The sequence below is a fragment of the Mesorhizobium sp. M1338 genome, from assembly GCF_040318045.1.
In the GTDB taxonomy this organism is placed as follows: Bacteria; Pseudomonadota; Alphaproteobacteria; order Rhizobiales; family Rhizobiaceae; genus Mesorhizobium.
The window spans coordinates 89,080-106,163 of the sequence record NZ_JAMYLL010000013.1; the positions used below are offsets into that span (position 1 = coordinate 89,080).

The 17,084-nt window shown below is 62.0% G+C and carries 16 protein-coding genes; 6 read left to right on the top strand and 10 right to left on the bottom strand.

The features are described from left to right. The first annotated feature begins 93 nt into the window (after nt 1–93). Together NKH19_RS14885 and gmk are read left to right on the top strand one after the other, a co-directional pair. Nucleotides 94–984, top strand: coding sequence for a YicC/YloC family endoribonuclease (locus NKH19_RS14885; protein ID WP_352868156.1), 891 nt, complete (start codon nt 94–96; stop codon nt 982–984). 3 nt (nt 985–987) lie between these two features. Further along, nucleotides 988–1,644 carry a guanylate kinase gene (gmk, locus tag NKH19_RS14890; RefSeq protein WP_013532512.1) on the top strand — a complete coding sequence of 219 codons (657 nt, stop codon included), beginning with the start codon at nt 988–990 and terminating at the stop codon, nt 1,642–1,644. 6 nt (nt 1,645–1,650) lie between these two features. Here gmk and NKH19_RS14895 read toward each other — a convergent pair whose 3' ends face one another. The 8 genes from NKH19_RS14895 to NKH19_RS14930 form a co-directional block, all read right to left on the bottom strand. After that, nucleotides 1,651–1,944 carry a DUF1330 domain-containing protein gene (locus tag NKH19_RS14895; protein WP_352868152.1) on the bottom strand — a complete coding sequence of 98 codons (294 nt, stop codon included), beginning with the start codon at nt 1,942–1,944 and terminating at the stop codon, nt 1,651–1,653. 67 nt (nt 1,945–2,011) lie between these two features. Next, nucleotides 2,012–2,851 carry a 16S rRNA (adenine(1518)-N(6)/adenine(1519)-N(6))-dimethyltransferase RsmA gene (gene rsmA / locus NKH19_RS14900; RefSeq protein WP_352868149.1) on the bottom strand — a complete coding sequence of 280 codons (840 nt, stop codon included), beginning with the start codon at nt 2,849–2,851 and terminating at the stop codon, nt 2,012–2,014. Between the two features lie 10 nt (nt 2,852–2,861). Beyond that, on the bottom strand, nt 2,862–3,878 hold the full coding sequence (pdxA, locus tag NKH19_RS14905; RefSeq protein WP_352868146.1) for a 4-hydroxythreonine-4-phosphate dehydrogenase PdxA: 1,017 nt from the start codon (nt 3,876–3,878) through the stop codon (nt 2,862–2,864). A 13-nt stretch (nt 3,879–3,891) separates the two neighbouring features. Next, nucleotides 3,892–4,827, bottom strand: coding sequence for a SurA N-terminal domain-containing protein (locus NKH19_RS14910; protein WP_352868144.1), 936 nt, complete (start codon nt 4,825–4,827; stop codon nt 3,892–3,894). Nucleotides 4,828–4,918: 91 nt separating this feature from the next. Beyond that, on the bottom strand, nt 4,919–7,339 hold the full coding sequence (locus NKH19_RS14915; RefSeq protein ID WP_352868141.1) for an LPS-assembly protein LptD: 2,421 nt from the start codon (nt 7,337–7,339) through the stop codon (nt 4,919–4,921). Further along, on the bottom strand, nt 7,339–8,424 hold the full coding sequence (lptG, locus tag NKH19_RS14920) for an LPS export ABC transporter permease LptG (protein ID WP_352868281.1): 1,086 nt from the start codon (nt 8,422–8,424) through the stop codon (nt 7,339–7,341). The genes NKH19_RS14915 and lptG overlap by 1 nt, the downstream gene beginning before the upstream one ends. Further along, nucleotides 8,421–9,623: an LPS export ABC transporter permease LptF gene (gene lptF, locus NKH19_RS14925; protein WP_352868138.1), complete on the bottom strand. Its 1,203-nt coding sequence runs from the start codon at nt 9,621–9,623 to the stop codon at nt 8,421–8,423. Before lptF ends, lptG begins: the two co-directional genes overlap by 4 nt. A 113-nt stretch (nt 9,624–9,736) precedes the next feature. Then, nucleotides 9,737–9,985 (bottom strand): hypothetical protein, encoded by a 249-nt coding sequence (locus NKH19_RS14930; RefSeq protein ID WP_352982324.1) that lies wholly within the window; start codon nt 9,983–9,985, stop codon nt 9,737–9,739. Here NKH19_RS14930 and NKH19_RS14935 point away from each other — a divergent pair. Then, nucleotides 9,977–11,488: a leucyl aminopeptidase gene (locus tag NKH19_RS14935; protein WP_352868278.1), complete on the top strand. Its 1,512-nt coding sequence runs from the start codon at nt 9,977–9,979 to the stop codon at nt 11,486–11,488. The two genes, NKH19_RS14930 and NKH19_RS14935, sit on opposite strands and share 9 nt — an antisense overlap. A gap of 28 nt (nt 11,489–11,516) precedes the next feature. Beyond that, nucleotides 11,517–11,966: a DNA polymerase III subunit chi gene (locus NKH19_RS14940; RefSeq protein ID WP_352868133.1), complete on the top strand. Its 450-nt coding sequence runs from the start codon at nt 11,517–11,519 to the stop codon at nt 11,964–11,966. Nucleotides 11,967–12,096: 130 nt separating this feature from the next. Here NKH19_RS14940 and NKH19_RS14945 read toward each other — a convergent pair whose 3' ends face one another. Continuing rightward, nucleotides 12,097–12,615: a DUF995 domain-containing protein gene (locus NKH19_RS14945; protein ID WP_352868131.1), complete on the bottom strand. Its 519-nt coding sequence runs from the start codon at nt 12,613–12,615 to the stop codon at nt 12,097–12,099. A gap of 133 nt (nt 12,616–12,748) precedes the next feature. Further along, on the bottom strand, nt 12,749–13,672 hold the full coding sequence (locus NKH19_RS14950; protein ID WP_352868128.1) for a glycoside hydrolase family 26 protein: 924 nt from the start codon (nt 13,670–13,672) through the stop codon (nt 12,749–12,751). 603 nt (nt 13,673–14,275) lie between these two features. On the opposite strand from NKH19_RS14950, the gene NKH19_RS14955 reads away from it, so the two are divergent. Both NKH19_RS14955 and NKH19_RS14960 read left to right on the top strand, forming a co-directional pair. Further along, nucleotides 14,276–16,156 (top strand): glycosyltransferase family 2 protein, encoded by a 1,881-nt coding sequence (locus NKH19_RS14955; protein ID WP_352868125.1) that lies wholly within the window; start codon nt 14,276–14,278, stop codon nt 16,154–16,156. A 289-nt stretch (nt 16,157–16,445) separates the two neighbouring features. Further along, nucleotides 16,446–16,847: a hypothetical protein gene (locus tag NKH19_RS14960; protein WP_352868122.1), complete on the top strand. Its 402-nt coding sequence runs from the start codon at nt 16,446–16,448 to the stop codon at nt 16,845–16,847. The last annotated feature ends 237 nt before the right edge of the window (nt 16,848–17,084 follow it).

Here is a 17,084-nt window from a genome sequence, read left to right on the forward strand (position 1 = left end):
TTCGACGTGTCCGCGGCGCAGTCATTTTCAAGCAGCACTGCTCCTCTCCGGAAAGCCGGTCTCGGGGTGATGCGCCGGGGACTTGTGGACGATATGAATTTGCAGAGCATGACCGGTTTTGCGCGTGCCGTCGCCGAGCATGAAGGCACCTCGATCGCCTGGGAGGTCAAGTCCGTCAACGGCAAGAGCGTCGAAGTCCGGCTGCGACTGCCGCAAGGCTTCGAGCGGCTGGAACCGGCCGTCAGGCAGACACTTCAGAAGCGTTTTGCACGCGGCAATTTCCAGGCGACGCTGACTATCGGCCGTGCCGCCGGCGCGCAGGCGCAGCCGGTTGTCAACGAAGCCTTCCTGAAGGACCTAGCCGGCCTCGCCAAGCGGCTGCAGGAGCAATTCGGCGTTGCTCCCGCGACATCGGACGGATTGCTTTCGCTGCGCGGCGTGCTCGATATTCCCGAAACTGTCGAAACCGAAGAGGCGAGGGCCGCGCTCGATGCCGTGATCATGGTCGCGCTCGAGATCGCCCTGGCTGGGCTCGAACAGGCACGACAAAGCGAGGGCGCCGCGCTGGCTTTGCTGCTGTCGGGCCATATCGACACAATCGAGGCGCTGACGCTGCGGGCAGAGGCTGACCCGTCGCGCGAGACGGCGGCGATCCGCGAACGCATCGCCGAGCAGGTCAGGCTGCTGATGGATGCTTCCGCCAACCTGGACGCCACCCGGCTGCACATGGAGGCGGCGTTCCTCGCCACCAAAGCCGATATTCGCGAAGAGATCGACCGGCTGAAGACGCATGTCGTATCAGGTCGGGCACTGCTTGAAGGCGGCGGCGCGGTCGGCCGCAAGCTCGATTTTCTGGCACAGGAATTTAACCGCGAATCGAATACGTTGTGTTCGAAGTCGAACGCCGCCGCCGTCACCGCGATCGGGCTGGAGCTGAAGGCAGTGGTCGACCAGTTTCGTGAACAGATCCAGAATCTGGAGTAGCCGATGGTTGCCAAGGATTTGGGGTCCCGCATTCGCCGCCGGGGCCTGATGCTCGTCCTGTCGTCGCCGTCCGGCGCCGGCAAGTCGACGATCGCGCGCAACCTTCTGGAAAGCGATTCCAGCCTGGAACTGTCGGTCTCGGTCACCACCAGGCCGCGCCGCGGCAGCGAGATCGAGGGCGTCCACTATCATTTCCGGACGATGCGCGAGTTCGAGCGGCTGCGCGATTCCGACGCGCTGCTGGAATGGGCCGAGGTGCACGGCAATTGCTACGCGACACCGCGCGAGCCAGCCGAACTGGCGCTGTCTGAAGGGCGCGACATGCTGTTCGACATCGACTGGCAAGGTGCCCAGCAGCTCAAGGAGAAGATGCGCGCCGACATTGTCTCGATCTTCATCCTGCCACCGTCGATGAAGGAATTGAAGGCGCGGCTGAAGCGCCGCGCCGAAGACCAGGAGGCTGTGATCGAAACGCGGCTGAAAAACGCCCGCAACGAGATCGAGCACTGGAAGGAATATGATTTCGTCATCGTCAATGACGACCTCGACCGCGCCTTCGCCGAAGTGCGCGGCATCGTCGTCGCCGAGCGGCTAAGACGCGATCGCCGGCCAGGCCTGTTCGATTTCGTCTCGGGACTGTTGGACGAGAAGACGGGCTGACCGGCTTTAGGGCGCTATGCCATCGACCAGGATCAGATTGCGGCTGAGCGCTGCATCGCGCACGTCCAGTGCCGCCGCGTACTCGGCGGAGGCGTACCAACGCCTGGCCCGTTCCATGTCTGGAAATTCGACGATGATCAGCGGTTCGGGATGCCACATGCCTTCCAGCGTCTCTACCCGCCCGCCACGCACCAGATAGCGCCCGCCATGCTGGGCGATGGAGGCTGCGGCGCGGGATCGGTAGGTCTCGATCGCCTCTTCGTCGCGGATCGTGACATCGGAAATGACATAGGCGGGCATTTTGATCCTCCGGCATGTTGGCCAGATTATCTATGCCTCGACCAAAGCGCTTCCAGACCCGCCGGCACTACACCGCGTTGGTCAGCCGCACGAATTCCTCGACGCTGAGCGTCTCTGCCCGGCGTGTCGGATCGATGCCTGCACGGGTGAGCAGCGCCTCGCCCCCCAAGCTTTTCACGCTTTGCCGCAGCATCTTGCGGCGTTGGCCGAAGGCGGCTTCGGTGACGCGGCCGAGTTTTTTCACCTCGGCGGCCAGCGGAGCCACGCGCGGCACCAGATGCACCACCGAGGACGTGACCTTCGGCGGCGGCGTGAATGCCTGTGGCGGCACGTCGAAGGCGATCCTCGCCTCCGTTCGCCAGCCGGCAAGAACGCCGAGCCGGCCATAGCTGTCGCTGCCGGCGGGCGCGACGATGCGCTCGGCCACCTCGCGCTGGAACATCAAGGTCATCGAGGTGTAGAATGGCGGCCAATCGCTGACCGTCAACCAGCGCACCAGCAGCTCCGTGCCGATATTGTAGGGCAGGTTGGCCACGATCTTTACCGGGCTGCCGCTCCCGGCCGCTCGACTGGCAAGCGCCGCGAAATCCGTCTTCAGCGCATCGCCGGACACAATCTCGAGCCGGCCGGGATAATGATCGGACACTTCGGCAAGGGCTGCCAGGCAGCGTTCGTCACGCTCGATGGCGATCACGTGGCGCGCTCCATTGGAGAGCAAGGCGCGGGTCAGCCCGCCGGGACCGGGACCAACCTCGATCACGGTTGCATCGGACAAGTCGCCGGCGGTGCGGGCGATCTTGCCGGTGAGGTTGAGGTCGAGCAGGAAATTCTGGCCGAGCGCCTTCTTGGCTTGTAACCCATGACGTTCGATCACCTCGCGCAGCGGCGGCAGCCCGTCGATGCTCATCCCTGCGGTCTCATGCGGCAACCGGCCTCGTGTTCGTGTCGGCCAATTGCCGGGCAAGCTTCAATGCCGCCATCAGGCTGTCGGGCCGCGCCACGCCCTTGCCGGCGATGTCGAAGGCGGTGCCGTGGTCGGGCGAGGTGCGGATGAAGGGCAGGCCGAGCGTGACATTGACCGCTTCGTCGAAGGCCAGCGCCTTGGCCGGGATCAGCGCCTGGTCGTGATACATGCAAAGGGCGACGTCATAGCCTGCCCGTGCCCGGGCGTGGAACAACGTGTCGGCCGGCAGCGGGCCGAAAGCGTCGATACCTTCGGCTCGAAGGATATCGACCGCCGGACGCACGATCCGCTCGTCCTCGAGGCCCATGGCGCCGCCTTCACCGGCATGCGGATTGAGCCCGGCAATGGCGAGCCTCGGCCTTGCGATGCCGAAGCGGCTGGCGAGGTCGGCGGCGGTGATGCGCGCGGTGGCGACGATCAACCCGGTGGTCAGTGCCTTGGGCACTTTCGCCAGCGCGATGTGGATGGTGACGGGAACGGTGCGCAGGTCGGGGCCTGCCAGCATCATCACCGGCATCGCCTCGACGCCGCTGTGCCGGGCTGCCAGATGCGCCAGATATTCGGTATGGCCGGGAAAGCGGAAGCCGGCATCGTAGAGCGGCTTCTTGGCGATGGGGCAGGTGACGACAGCCAAGGCTTCGCCGGCAAGGCAGTCGGCGACGGCACGGTCGATGGCCTCGATGGTGGCGGCCGCATTGGCCGGGTCCGGCCGGCCGGGGCTGTCGATGCCGCGGGCAGTCAGCGGTACGATCGGCAGGGCGCGGGCAAAGACTTGCGCAGCTTGTGCTGGTGTCGTTTCGACCATTGGCAGCGAAATGCCGAGGAGGCGCGCCCGGGAGGCGATCAGCGCCGGATCGGCGAGCAGATAGAAGGGGGGCAGGGCGGCAGCCTCGCGCGCCATGAAGGCGGCGATGGCGATCTCCGGTCCGATGCCGGACGGATCGCCGGCGCTCAACGCGAGCGCAACCATTGTGCTGCTCACGTCAGCGCTTGACGATGCGGGCTTTCGCCTTCAGCTCGTCGACATATTTCTTGCTGAGCTCGTCGGCGTTCTTGTCGCCGGAGCCTTCGTTCTGGAACACCATCTGGGCGACCTTGTCGTCGGACACTTCGCGCGAAGAGCAGATGCCGATGAATTCGACACCGCGTTCGGTCGCGCGCGTGACGGTGGCGCCGCCGACCTTGGTGGCCTTGATCTGTTCGGCCCAGTCCGGCGGCAGTTGCGGCGCCAGCACCCGGCCCAGATCGCGAACGGTGACATCGATCAGACCCTTGGCGAATTCGCGCGTCGTGTCGCAGCCGCTGAAGCGGGCACGCATGGCGTCGGCCTCGCGCTTGCGCTTGGCCAGCGTAGCGCTGCGTTCGGCCGCCGGCACCACGAAGATGACCTGCTGCAGCATGTACTCGGTAGCGCTCGGCTTGGCGCCGCCCTTTTCGAGCATCTTCCTGACAAGGTCTTGTTCGCTGACGGCACCGGTGCCATCGCCGGAACGGTAGCGCGCGCTCAAGGCCTGGTTCCAGGCCATCTGGGCGCGGATGAATTCCTTGAAGTGGCTCTTGCCGACGCCTGACTTCTCCATGACGCCGTCGAGTTGGCTGAGCTGCATCTTGTTGCTCGAAGCAAAGCGTTGATATGCCGCTTCGACCTGTGCGTCGCTGATGCGGATGCCAAGCCGCTTGGCCTCGGCCATGCGCAGCGTCTGGTCGATCATTTCCTGGCCGGCATCGCCCTTCTTGCGCTGCAGCTTCAGGAAGGCGGCGCGATGGGCGATGTCGCCGGTGGTGACCGGAATGTCGTTGACGACGTATTTGATCTCGCTGGCGAAAGCCGGTGGCGTCATCATGGTGATCGATACGGATGTCGCCGCCACAAGCAACGCGAAACCCGCTGAAAAGAGGTATTTCCTCATCGTTGGCATCCCAATTCTATCCCGGTTCCGCCCAATTTTATCGTTTCCCAGGTGCGCGAATCCGTGCCAGCCCTATGCGGCGAAACGATGTCGCCGATTGTTACTGGATCGTGTCGATGGCACTGGTCGACGTGCCGAAGTCGCCGAGGGTGCGGAACGACAGATTGAAGCCGATGCTCTGCGACACCGCCTTGGTATTTATGTCGCGCGACTGCGAGTAGGTCATCAGATAGGTGAAGCAGGAATCGTTGTAGGCGAAGCCGACGCCGTCCTTGACCAGCACGCTTTCCTGCAGGTCGTAGGTTCCGGTGCCGAAGACGCGCCAGTTCTCGGCGAGATGCGTCGAGGCACCGAGCGTGACCTCGTGGCGGTCGGTCGTGAACCCGTATAGCGGCTGGGCCTGGATGAAAGCGTATTTGGCGCTCAGCGACACCGGCAGGCCGGAATAGGCGGCCTTCACCTCGGTGCGACGGTTCTCGAAGGTCTGTTCGTCGAAACGGCCGCTGATCGAGGCAGCGAATCCGTTGGGACTGCTGATGCCGAACAGACCGACATAGTCGGACTTGGTCGTGTCGAGGCCGGAATTGGCGCCGACATTGACCAGATCCGGCGCGGCGAAGGAGTTCTCGCCGCCGATCTGGTAGGATTGGCCGAAAATCGCATTGGTACCCCAGCCATTGTTGTATGAGCCGGAATAGCGGAAGCCGACATTGGCGCGCGAACCGCCTTCGACGCGGTCATAACCGGAGAACTTGTCGCGTTCGAACAAGGTGGTCGCGTCGAAGACCATGCTTTGGGCGTCTTCGTTGGGAACGGCGAGACCGCCTACATACTGTTCGTTCGGGCGCATGAAGACCTGCGCCATCGGCTCGATCACGTGATTGGATCCGCTGGCCATGGAAAACAGCACCGGCCAACGCATCTCGAGGCCTGCGGTTGCCATGAAGCGGGCAAACGACGAGCGCATGTCGTCCTGCTGGCCCAAATTTGTTGCCATCTGATTGATGGCGTCGAGCGAAGCCGACGACGCGTTGAGGTAGTCCACGTCGCCCTGCAGCGCGAGCAACGGCGTCAGCACCAGTCCGTCATCGGTGACGAAGCTCCGCTTCCACTCGGCCTCGGCTGTGAGGCGTCCGGATTCGCCTTCGATGCCAGGAACACGCTGCGTGGGGATGTAGAAGGTCTTGTCGAGATCGTCGCGGCTGATGACGCGGGCGTTGACATTGAGCGACAGCTGGCCGCCGGCCACCGACACGTCGGGAATATAGGCGTAGTCGAGCGACGGCAGCACCCATGGCTGCTGGCCGCTTCGCGCAGAGATGTTGTCGTTGGGTGTATCTTCCTGCACGTCGAAGTGCATGGCGCGCACGTCGAAATAGTTGCGGCCGTTGAGACCCGTCAGATAGACCGTCGACTGATGGACGGAGGCACTATACTTGTCGATGTTGTAGGTGTTCGCGAAGTTCTTGTCGGTCTGCAGCAACACGTCCCAGCCAAAATTCCAGCGCGGATTGATGGCGAACTGGCCCTGCGTGCCCATCATGCCACGGAATTTATTGGGATCGCCCGCTGAGCCCGAATCGACATTGTGGCCAGCGGTGCTGGGGAAAGCAGTCGTGTCGAGGAAGGCATCGGGATCCTGCTGGTGGATTCCGGCGATCTTCAAACTGTACTGGCCATTGTTGAAACGCTGGCGCCACTCGGCCTCACCGAGGAAGCCCTGCTTGGTATAGCCGGTGCCGGTGACGGTCAGGTCATAGGTCGGTGACAAGGCGAAGTAATAGGGAATTTTTACGCCGACGCCGAGATCGCTCTTGTAGACGATGCTGGGGATCAGGAAGCCGCTCTTGCGCTTCACCGTCGGGTCGGCAATCTCGAATGCAGGCAGATAGGCGAGCGGAAAACCGAAGAACTCGAAATTCGCATTCTCGAAGCGAACCGTCTTCTTCTCGCCGTTCCAGATGATCTTCCTGGCCTTGACGCGCCAGGTCGGCGCTTTGTCGGGCTTGTCCTCGCACGGTTCGCAGGCGGTGTAGACGCCATTGTGGAACGTGGTCAGCACGCCGCCCATGCGCTCGGCGCTTTCGGCGGCGAAATAGGCCTTGTCGATGGTTTCGACGCGCAACGCGTTGACGAAGCCGTCGGCGAAGTCATCGGTGATGTCGATATGTTCCGAATTGATCTTGGTGCCGTCGCTGTTGATGACTTCGACATTGCCGCTCGCGACCATTCGCTTGGTGTTGCGGTTGTATTCGACCCGCTGGGCGACAAGGCGATTGCCACCATAGTCTATCTGCACGCCACCGACGGCGGTCACCGTCTGGTTGTCGTTGTTGTAGACCAGCGTATCGGCCGCCAGCAGCATCTGTGAGCCGGACGGAACCGATGTTGCCATGTCGCCGACATCCTGCGCGAACGCCGGCATCGGGACGGCGCTGGCAAACAGGCACGCCAAGGCGGTCGCCGCATAGAGGCGCGCCAAACGGGCCTGCCTGTTGCTGGGCAAAAACGCTTCCCTCACTAGCCGTCTTCCTTGTATAGCAGGAAAGTCACCCCGAAGAACATAGCCACCACGACCGGCACCCATGCGGCTACGACAGTCGGCACGAATCCCGCCACGCCGAATGCCTTCACCAGCACCGAAACGACATAAAGCAGAAAGCCGGCGATGATGCCACCCAGAATCATCGTCGCCGATTGCCCCATCCTAGCAAATCGCATTGAAACCGTTGCCGCAATCAGCGTCATGGCGACGAGAAGGAACGGCAACGCCACCAGCGAATCAAACTGCATGGCAAAGGCATTTGCCTTGAGGCCGAAGGAGCGGGCAACCTCGATCTTTCCGGGCAGTTCATAGAACGGGATGGTTTCGGGCCGCGCCAGCCGCTCTTGCACGAATTCGGGCCTCAGATCGGTCGGCACGCGATCGCTTGCCGATGCCTGGATCGTGCCGCTCTTGAGCGTCTTGACGTCCTGCAAGTCCCAATAGCCGTCGCGCAGGAAGGCGCGCGCGGCGTCCTTGCGCTCGACGATATTGCCTTGCGGGTCGAGAATGAAAAAGACGACATCGGCCATCTCCATGCCCTGGTTGAGGATGGCCCGCGCACCGATGATGGTGTCCCCCGAACCGGTTTTCTGCCGGATCCAGGGTGCGGCATCGGCCGAAACCGTGTTCGATTTGCCGGAACGCAGCTGGGTTTCGATCTGCTCGGACCAGGAGAATGCGTGTGCGGCGAGCGGATTGATGACGCCCACCGACAGGACGCCGAACAGCAAGGCTCCGATGCAGCATGGCAAGAGGAATTGCCAGGCGGAAACGCCGGCGGAACGCGCGATGACCAGTTCGTAGCGCCGGTTGAGCGACACCAGCGTCGCCATCGCCGAGAAGAGACCGACAAACGGCACTGTCTGCAGCATGATCATCGGCATGCGGAGGCCTGAGATGGCCACTGCCGTCCCGTAGGTGAAGCCGGGCAGGCCGGTGGTGCGGCCGGAGAGCTCGGTGAAATCGATCAGGAACACCAGCGCCAAGAGGCCGATGAAGAACCAGATGGTGATCGTCACATAGCGTAAGAAGAAATAGCGGCCCAGCGTCCAGCCCATCAGCCGACCCCTTGCCCTGAAGTGCGGCGCCTGGACAAACGCAGCTTGAGAGCGTTCCAGCTGTCACCGATGTGGGTGGCGAAGTTTGTCATCCAGTCCGCCCACGCCACCGGCAGTTCCATGGTCCGGTTGGAGACGATGAACCAGATCGCCACCGCGGAAGCCACGATCGGCACGCCATAGACCATATAGGCATATTGCGGGATGTCATCGGCCTTGCTGGCGGCAAAAAAGCCCAGCCAGCGCACGAACAGTGATATCCCTATGGCCGTGATGAGCGGATTGACACGCGCCTCGCGGTGCGAGCGGGCGTCTCCGGCGACCGCGAGCGCGATGAGCGCGAAGACCATGGAATACGTCCATTCCGAAAACCGCTGGTTGACCTCGGCCAGGTATTCGTAGGGGTTCTGCTGATAGCTCTTGTCGTTGGCACTTGGGTTGAGCAGATACTGGGTCGTCTGGTCCTTCGGCAGGAGCGTCACCGCCGAAGCCGCCGCCATGAAGGCCGACATATCGAAGGCATAAGAGGTGAACCGGATAACGGAGAGATCCCCGGTCAGCGTTTTGCGATGGATGACGCCGTCATTCATCATCAGCACCTTTTCGCCGCCGCGTTCGACGATGCTGCCGGTCTTGGCGTAATAGACGAGGTTGACGCCTTCTTCGCGTGAATCGGCGACGAAGATGCCGCCCAGCCGATTGTCGGGAAGCCGCTCGCCGACCTGCAGGAACAACCCGTCCTCGATCTTGCGGAAGGTGCCTTCCTGGATGATCAGCGACAACAGATCCGCGCGTGATGACGCCACCAGGGCGCGGTTTTTCTGCCGTGCATAGGGGTCGATGCCGTTGTCGACGGCAAAGGAAAAGACGGCGGCCGCGAGCGCCAAAAGCATGATTGGTCGCACGATCGTCCAGCGCGAGGCGCCCGCGGCGTTGACGACGGCGAGCTCGGAATCCGAATTCATGACACTGAGTGTCTGTGCGACCGCCACCACCAGCGCAAAAGGCACCACGATCGGGATGATGGACGGAAGAATGAGGGCGGCGACCTCGAAGAAGGTCAGCGCCGATTGGCCGCTGTCGGTAACCAGGTCGATCTTTGCCAGCACCTGCGTCGTCCAGACGATGGCCAGCGTCCAGACAAGCGCGGCCATGAAGACCACGAAAGCGCGGCGCATGATGTAGCGTTCAACGACCTTCATGAAGGCTTTTCTCGATTTTCTCGAACGGCATCATGCCACCGCACAAGGGTAGCTGTCCGGCGGCGCCCGCACAACTGGCTCCAACAGAGGCTCGACCCGGTTCCCGTCCCAAGTCAGCCGCCCCGGCGGGCCGGAGTGTCGGCGGGAATGGATAAGAAAGGGAGAACATCGATGGTTAACAACAGGTTGCGGCAAAAAGCGGGGCCGTGCCGCGAAGAATCATTATCGATTCCGTAGGTCATATGGGATGCGAATTCGGCAAAGTCTTGCCAAATGCCGGAAAACGACCAAATGTCGCGCATCGTCTCGAACCGCTTCCCCAAAAGCCGCGCATTCCCCGAAAGCAGGACATGATGAGCCAAAGACCGTCGATCGCCTTCGCCAAATTCTCCGCACCCCAGACCGCGTCGAACAAGAAGGGCACGGTCTTCGTGCTCTCGGCGGATGAGGGCAGCCTGAGCGACGCGGCCAAGGCTTGCGATCCCGGCAAGACACTGGAGCGGGCCTTTCCGGTGGCCGAGTTCACTGGCAAGTTCGCCAGCGTGGTGGAAGTTCTGGCGCCGCAGGGGGCGTCCATCGACAGGCTGGTGGCGGTAGGCGCCGGCAAGGTGTCGGGACTCGACGACTATGCGTGGCTGAAGCTTGGTGGCACCATTGCCGCGTCGCTGCGCAAGGCGACCGACGTGGCCGTGGTGCTCGACCTCGCCGGCGCGTCGCCAAGTGGCAAGGATGCGGCAAGCCTTGCGGCGGGCATTCTCCTGCGCAGCTATTCCTTCGACAAATACAAGACCAGGAAGGACAAGGACGACGGCAAGGCCGAGCCAAAAAAGCCGGTCAAGGTGACCATCCACACCGCCGATCCGGCCGCGGCGAAAAAGGCTTTCACCGATGCCGAGGCGGTGATCGAAGGGGTGCTTCTGGCGCGCGACCTCGTCAACGAACCGGCAAACGTGCTCGGGCCGGTCGAGTTCGCCGCCCGCGCCAAGGAACTCGAGGCGCTCGGCGTCAAGGTCGAGATCCTGGGCGAGAAGGAGATGAAGAAGCTCGGCATGGGCTCGCTGCTCGGTGTCGCGCAGGGCTCGCCGCGCGGCGCCCGCATGGCGATCATGCAGTGGAACGGCGGCAAGCCAAAGGACAGTCCGGTTGCCTTCGTCGGCAAGGGCGTCACCTTCGACACCGGCGGCAATTCAATGAAGCCGGCGTCCGGCATGGAGGACATGAAGGGCGACATGGGCGGTGCCGCCGCTGTCACCGGCCTGATGCATGCGCTGGCCACGCGCAAGGCGAAGGCCAATGTCGTTGGCGTCATCGGTCTGGTCGAAAACGCCGTCGACGGCCATGCCCAGCGTCCCGGCGACATCGTCACCTCGATGTCGGGCCAGACCATCGAGGTGCTCAACACCGACGCGGAAGGCCGCCTCGTGTTGGCCGATGCGCTGTGGTACTGCAACGACCGCTTCCAGCCGAAATTCATGGTCAATCTGGCGACGCTGACCGGCGCCGTCATGGTCGCGCTCGGCCAGCACCATGCCGGCCTGTTTTCCAACAATGACGAACTGGCCGAAAGGCTGACGGCGGCGGGGCAGGCTACACAAGAGCGGCTGTGGCGCATGCCGCTCGGCGCCGAATACGACAAGCTGATCGATTCCAAGAACGCCGACATGAAGAACATCGGCGGCCGCTATGGCGGCGCCATCATCGCCGCGCAATTCCTGCAGCGCTTCGTCAAGGATACGCCGTGGGCGCATCTCGACATTGCCGGCACGGCAATGGGCTCGCCGTCCAACGAGATCAACCAGTCCTGGGCGTCGGGGTTCGGCGTCAGGCTGCTCGACCGGCTGGTGCGCGACAATTATGAGCAGTGAGCGGATTCAATCACTATAGAACGAAGCGATGGCCGACGTCCTGTTCTACCACCTGACCGAATCGACGCTGGAGGATGCGCTGCCAGGCCTCCTGGAGCGCAGCATCGATCGTGGCTGGCGCGCCGTGGTGCAGACCGGCACCGAGGAACGCCGTGATGCGCTCGACCAGCATCTTTGGACCTTCCGTGACGATTCGTTCCTCGCCCACGCAACCGATCGGGAGGCCCATCCCGGCGAACAGCCGATCCTGCTGACCACCGGCGACGGCAATCCCAACCAGGCCAAAATAAGGTTCCTCGTTGACGGCGCGGTGCCGCCCGACCTTGGCGGCTACGAGCGCGCGGTGTTTCTGTTCGACGGCCACGATGCCGCCCAGGTCGAAGCGGCTCGGGGAAACTGGAAGATGATGAAGGACGCCGGCCATGCCGTCACCTACTGGCAGCAGACGCCAGACCGCCGCTGGGAGCGCAAGGCCTGATACATGTCGCCCAAAAATGGCCTCGGTTTTGGGAGAACGGCTGCATAAAAACAAAGATCTAAAGTAAAGCAGGTCGCCTGAACCGTTCAGTCGGCCCGCTTTACCAGTGGCTTGTCGCGGAAGACAGTATCTACTGCTTTGCCTTGATCCGGTCCATTTCCCTGGTGACGTAGTCGCCGTATTTCAATTTCATCGCCTCGTCCGACCGGTTGTGATGCGAACTCCTGAAAACATACCACTCGCCACCAGGTGATTTACGCTTGTAGATCACGTTGCCTGCCTGGCGATGCTCGAAGCAGGTCATCGAGCCCTTCACACCCCACGAGCCGTGCCATTGCGCGCGGTAGCACAACTTGCCGCCGCCGGGAATGAACCACATGCCATCGCCATAGCCCGACTTGCCTTTGTCGTGGGTCCAGGCGTCGAACTGCCGCTGTTTGACGGCAAAGAACCCGGCGCCCTTCTTGGCCCACAGCCACGAATGGTTCTGATAGATCTGGTAGACGCCTTCGTCGGGAACCGCGGTGGCTTTTTGCGCCTGCTCGGCGATTTTCGTCGCCGTTTTGGCTGTCGCGGGGATCTGGAAGGCAAGAACAAGAACGGAGCAGGCGAAGACCGCTCCGAGACGATTTCCTAGTATTCGTTTCACGAAACCCCCTCCACGGACTGATTTATGCCATGCCTCAACCATCTTCCCGAACCGCTGGTTCGGGAAGGATCACGATCAAACAAGGAGATGGAGACCCATCCCGATCACGTCGGGATGGGTAGGCACGATGCGTCTACGGCAGGACGTGCTGGGTCACCCGCCAGTCGGGCAGACCGTAGCCATCCAGCCACGGCCACACTTCCTTCTGGTTGAAGTAGACGACCGAGGTCAACGCTGGGAACTCCGCATAGGATTTACGGGTATCTTCCTGCCACTTCGAGACATAGTCCTGCTTTCCGACATAGCCGAGTTCCGCCACCACGATCGGCTTGTTGAACCCTGCCACGCGGTCATAGCCGGGCTTCAGCATCTCGGCGAACGTACGATCATGACCGGCCTCGTTATTGTCCTTTTTCTGCAGACCGAACACCGACAGGCCGATGACATCGACGTAATCGTCGCCAGGGTAGTATTTTTCCAAGCCCTCTTCGCCTTTGGGTGACCACATGTACTTGGCGGCCGGCGCGGCTTTGCGGCAAAGATCGACTTCGCGCTTGTAGGCGGAAATCCAGTCCTTGGGCGCCCAGTTGGCCCAGGTGAAGCGGCCGTTCTTGTCTTCCATCTCCTGCGCCCAGCGAATGGTCACCGGGCTCTTCATCTGTCCCACCAGGTCGCAGATCGCCTGCATGTTGGCGTCATATTTGCCGCCCAGTATGCCGTCGCGCAATTCGGGCGGGGTGATGCGCCAGTCCTTCGACCAGGTCCACGGCTCAATCGTGATCAGCAGCGAACGGCCGCGTTGCAGCGCATAGGCGTCGGCCTGTGGCAGTGTCGCCAGATCGACGTCCTCCCAGGGTAGGAACAACTCCTCGATGCTGGCACTCTTGTCGGTGCTGAAGTCCCCATAGGGATCATAGGATCCGAATGCGGAGGCGGCACTGCTCGTCTGAACGGGGTCCGTCCCTGCGACGGAGCCGGCGCCTCCTGCGGTGGGGAACGCGGCGCTCCCGCCCAATACCAGCGCGATTGCAAGTGCATTTGCTGCAGAGCGTTTCATGTCTGACCTCCCATGGCTTCAACTTCCCGCGGAAGTAAAGCTTCGCCCGTACGCATCGATGTTTGATCGACACGACTATCCAAAACCAATAAGCCCTAATGGCGCAATCTGCGGGATTTCGGAGCGACCATCGGCGGGTGTGCGAGCCTTCGCACAGAGCCCACCCAAATTATCTCTCACGGCACCAACACCGAGGAGCTACTGAGAGAAGTTCGCCGCGATACTCACAAATTCGCGTCAATATCCCGATATATCATCACTAGCTAATTTAAGAGCCGGTCAGGGCCAAGAGTCAAGTGCAATTAACGGTTGCTTAACCTTAACACGCGCGACATGGTTAACGCTGCTAGCGGACCGGTTCCCTCCGAGCAGCCTCGCCCCCGTCAGCCGGCACTGAAAAATTTGCCGGCTTGTCCCGACAGGGCTGGTCGGTTGCGATTGCTCCGCCCCGATTCAAAGGCGTCAGGTAACCAAGCCTCAGGGATTGTAGTTAACGAATACTTAATTTAGTTGACTCTAAGCAAGGGCGGGCTGATTCTGCCTCCCGGGTTTGAGAGCTTTCAGCCTTCTGTCGGCGGAAGCCCAAGTGGCGGCGAGTAAGTTATGAGTGCTTCCGTACAGGCACGCATCATCGGCCATACGAGCAGACGGGCGCATCGATCCGAAGCGGCTCTGGCCGTCACTGCGCGGAAGGGGCCCTTTCTGGTTCCCGTTCTGTCGGCCACTCAGCAATGGATATTGAGACTCGCGCTGGCTTTCTGGTTCGTCACACTCGGGTTTTTCTGGATCTGGTGGCTGAAGCCCGAGCATGTCGAGCGTGTCGGGCCATACACATTCGCGACGCTCATTCTGCTCTGGCTCACGCTCATGCCGCTGTACTTCCTCTTGAATGTGCATGCGTCGAAGAAACCGTCCAAGCTTCACACGATCCCGAAGCGTTCTCGGGTCGCGATGGTGGTCACCAAGGCCCCGTCCGAACCGTTTGCCGTGGTTGCGCGCACGCTCGAAGCGATGCTGGCGCAGGATTACCCACATGACACCTGGCTGGCGGACGAGGACCCTTCCGAGGAGACGGTTCGCTGGTGCGAGGCTCACGGCGTGCTTATTTCGACGCGGCGCGGCAGGGAAGACTATCACCGCACGACATGGCCGCGCCGCACCCGCTGCAAGGAAGGCAACCTGGCGTTCTTCTACGACCACTATGGCTATGAGCGTTACGATTTCGTTGCTCAGATGGATGCGGATCACGTACCGACGCCGACTTATCTCAGGGAAATCCTTTATCCCTTCGCCGATCCCTTGGTTGGCTATGTCTCGGCGCCGAGCATTTGCGACAACAATGCCGCCGAGAGCTGGTCGGCGCGCGGCAGGCTGTTTCCGGAAGGGATGTTTCACGGCCCCCTGCAGTCCGGCCATACGGGCGGTGGAGCTCCGCTCTGCATCGGCTCGCATTATGCCGTGCGGACCAAGGCGCTGAAGCAGGCGGGCGGTCTCGGTCCGGAACTGGCGGAGGATCACTCCACCTCCATGCTGATCAACGCGGCCGGATGGCGTGGGGTGCACGCGCTCGACGCCATCGCCCATGGCGACGGCCCACAGACCTTTGCCGATCTCGTGACCCAGGAATTCCAGTGGTCGCGAAGCCTGGTGACGATCCTGCTCGAATATTCTCCCACATATTTTCCCAAGCTTCCGCCGCGGCTGAAGTTCCAGTTCCTGTTCTGCCAGCTCTGGTATCCGCTGTTCGCCGTCTTTGCGCTGCTGATGTACGTCACGCCGATGTATGCGCTGTTCACCGGGCGTAACTTCGCCAATGTCATGTACGCCGACTTCCTCGTCCACTATGTGCCCAACGCCGTCGCCCTGGTTGGCTTGGTTATGATGCTGAAGGCTTTCGGCCTCTCGCGCCCGATGACGGCCAAGACGATCAGCTGGGAAGGCACGCTGTTCCTCTTCTTCGCGCGCTGGCCCTGGGTGCTCGCCGGCACGCTGTCGTCGATCCGCGACTATCTGACCAAATCGTTCGTCGATTTCCGGGTCACGCCAAAGGGCAGCGGCCCAAAGAACCTGCTGCCGGCCCGCGCCCTCGCTCCCTATGTGGCGCTGGCGATCGGCGCGGCGCTGCCCGTGCTGCTCGTGGATCACCCCTTCGACGCCACCGGCTTCTACTGGTTCGCCGCCTTCAACGCCTTCCTCTACGGGCTTCTGGTGGTGGTCATCGTCGTAAGGCACGTCATCGAGAACAGGATCCCGTTGCGTGCCAATGCCGCGAAAGTCGCCTTACAGGCGTCGCTTGCCACGCTGGCGCTCGCCGTTCCGGCCGCGAGCTTCTACGATCGCGGCATGGAAGGCGTCTATGGCCTGCAGCAGGGCGCCGGCGGCCTCCGCATTGTCAGGATCGCCTATGTGGTTTCCGGCGCCGGCCAGGGCGACATCGGTGCCCGCAATTTCTACTTCGATCCAGCTTGGGGATCGCCCCGCTGACGCCGTGAGGCGTACGCGCGCAAGCAGCTTCCTGAATTGCATTTGGCTTGATGGCTGCCGGCGACCGCGGCAGTGGCGGGCGCGAGCTCAAAAGATCAAATTTTAATAATATCCGATCGAGCGCTGAAAGACCGCGCTCATCATGTCGCTTGCACGAATTTTAATAAGCTTCCTCTAATATTTGGCCACGATGTGAGCGGCGATGGGCTGCTCACGTGGCGCGGAAAAGCAAATAAGAGAGAATAGATCTCCGCGCTCCAGCAACTTGTATTCGTGGCAGGGGAAGGCGATGAAAAAATTTATGGAAAGCGGGGCAAGGATCGGCAAGAAATATGCCTGTGCATTTGCCGCTGTTGCATTGATCTCGATGGTGTCCGGTTGCCAGGGCATGGATGCGACCAGCTCGATCGGCACCAAGCCCGTGGTTCATACGCTCGGCAAGAAGGTGCACTACATCAAGAACAAGCGGCTGCATCTGATCAACCGCAAACCGCTCACACAAATGACCACCGTGACGCGCACGAGGCAGGAGGCCTATGCGGCCTTCGTGCGGCCGCAGCGGGTCGGCAGGCCGGCGCCGGTGAAGGTTTCCTATAGGCCGGGCAATGGCGGCCCGTTCCTGGGTCATTCGCCCTGGATTTGCGGGCCGAGCGGTTTCGGCCAGCGCGCCAGCTGCCGTTCGCGTTACTAGAATCAAACCCAAAAGTGGCGGCGCGATTTGACTGAAGAGTCGGCCGCTCTGGTCTTCGCCGGGGGGCGAAAGTCGAGGGCGGGAGGTTGGCGCATGCGTTGCGCCTTGCCTCTTGCCCTCGACCGCCATTCTTGGCGACACCAGTCGACGAACCTTGCCAGCCCTTCCTCGGTCGGCACCTTCCTGGCAGCCGGCTGAGCCGGTCATCACAATCGGCATGGAACCTCCAGGGTGTTC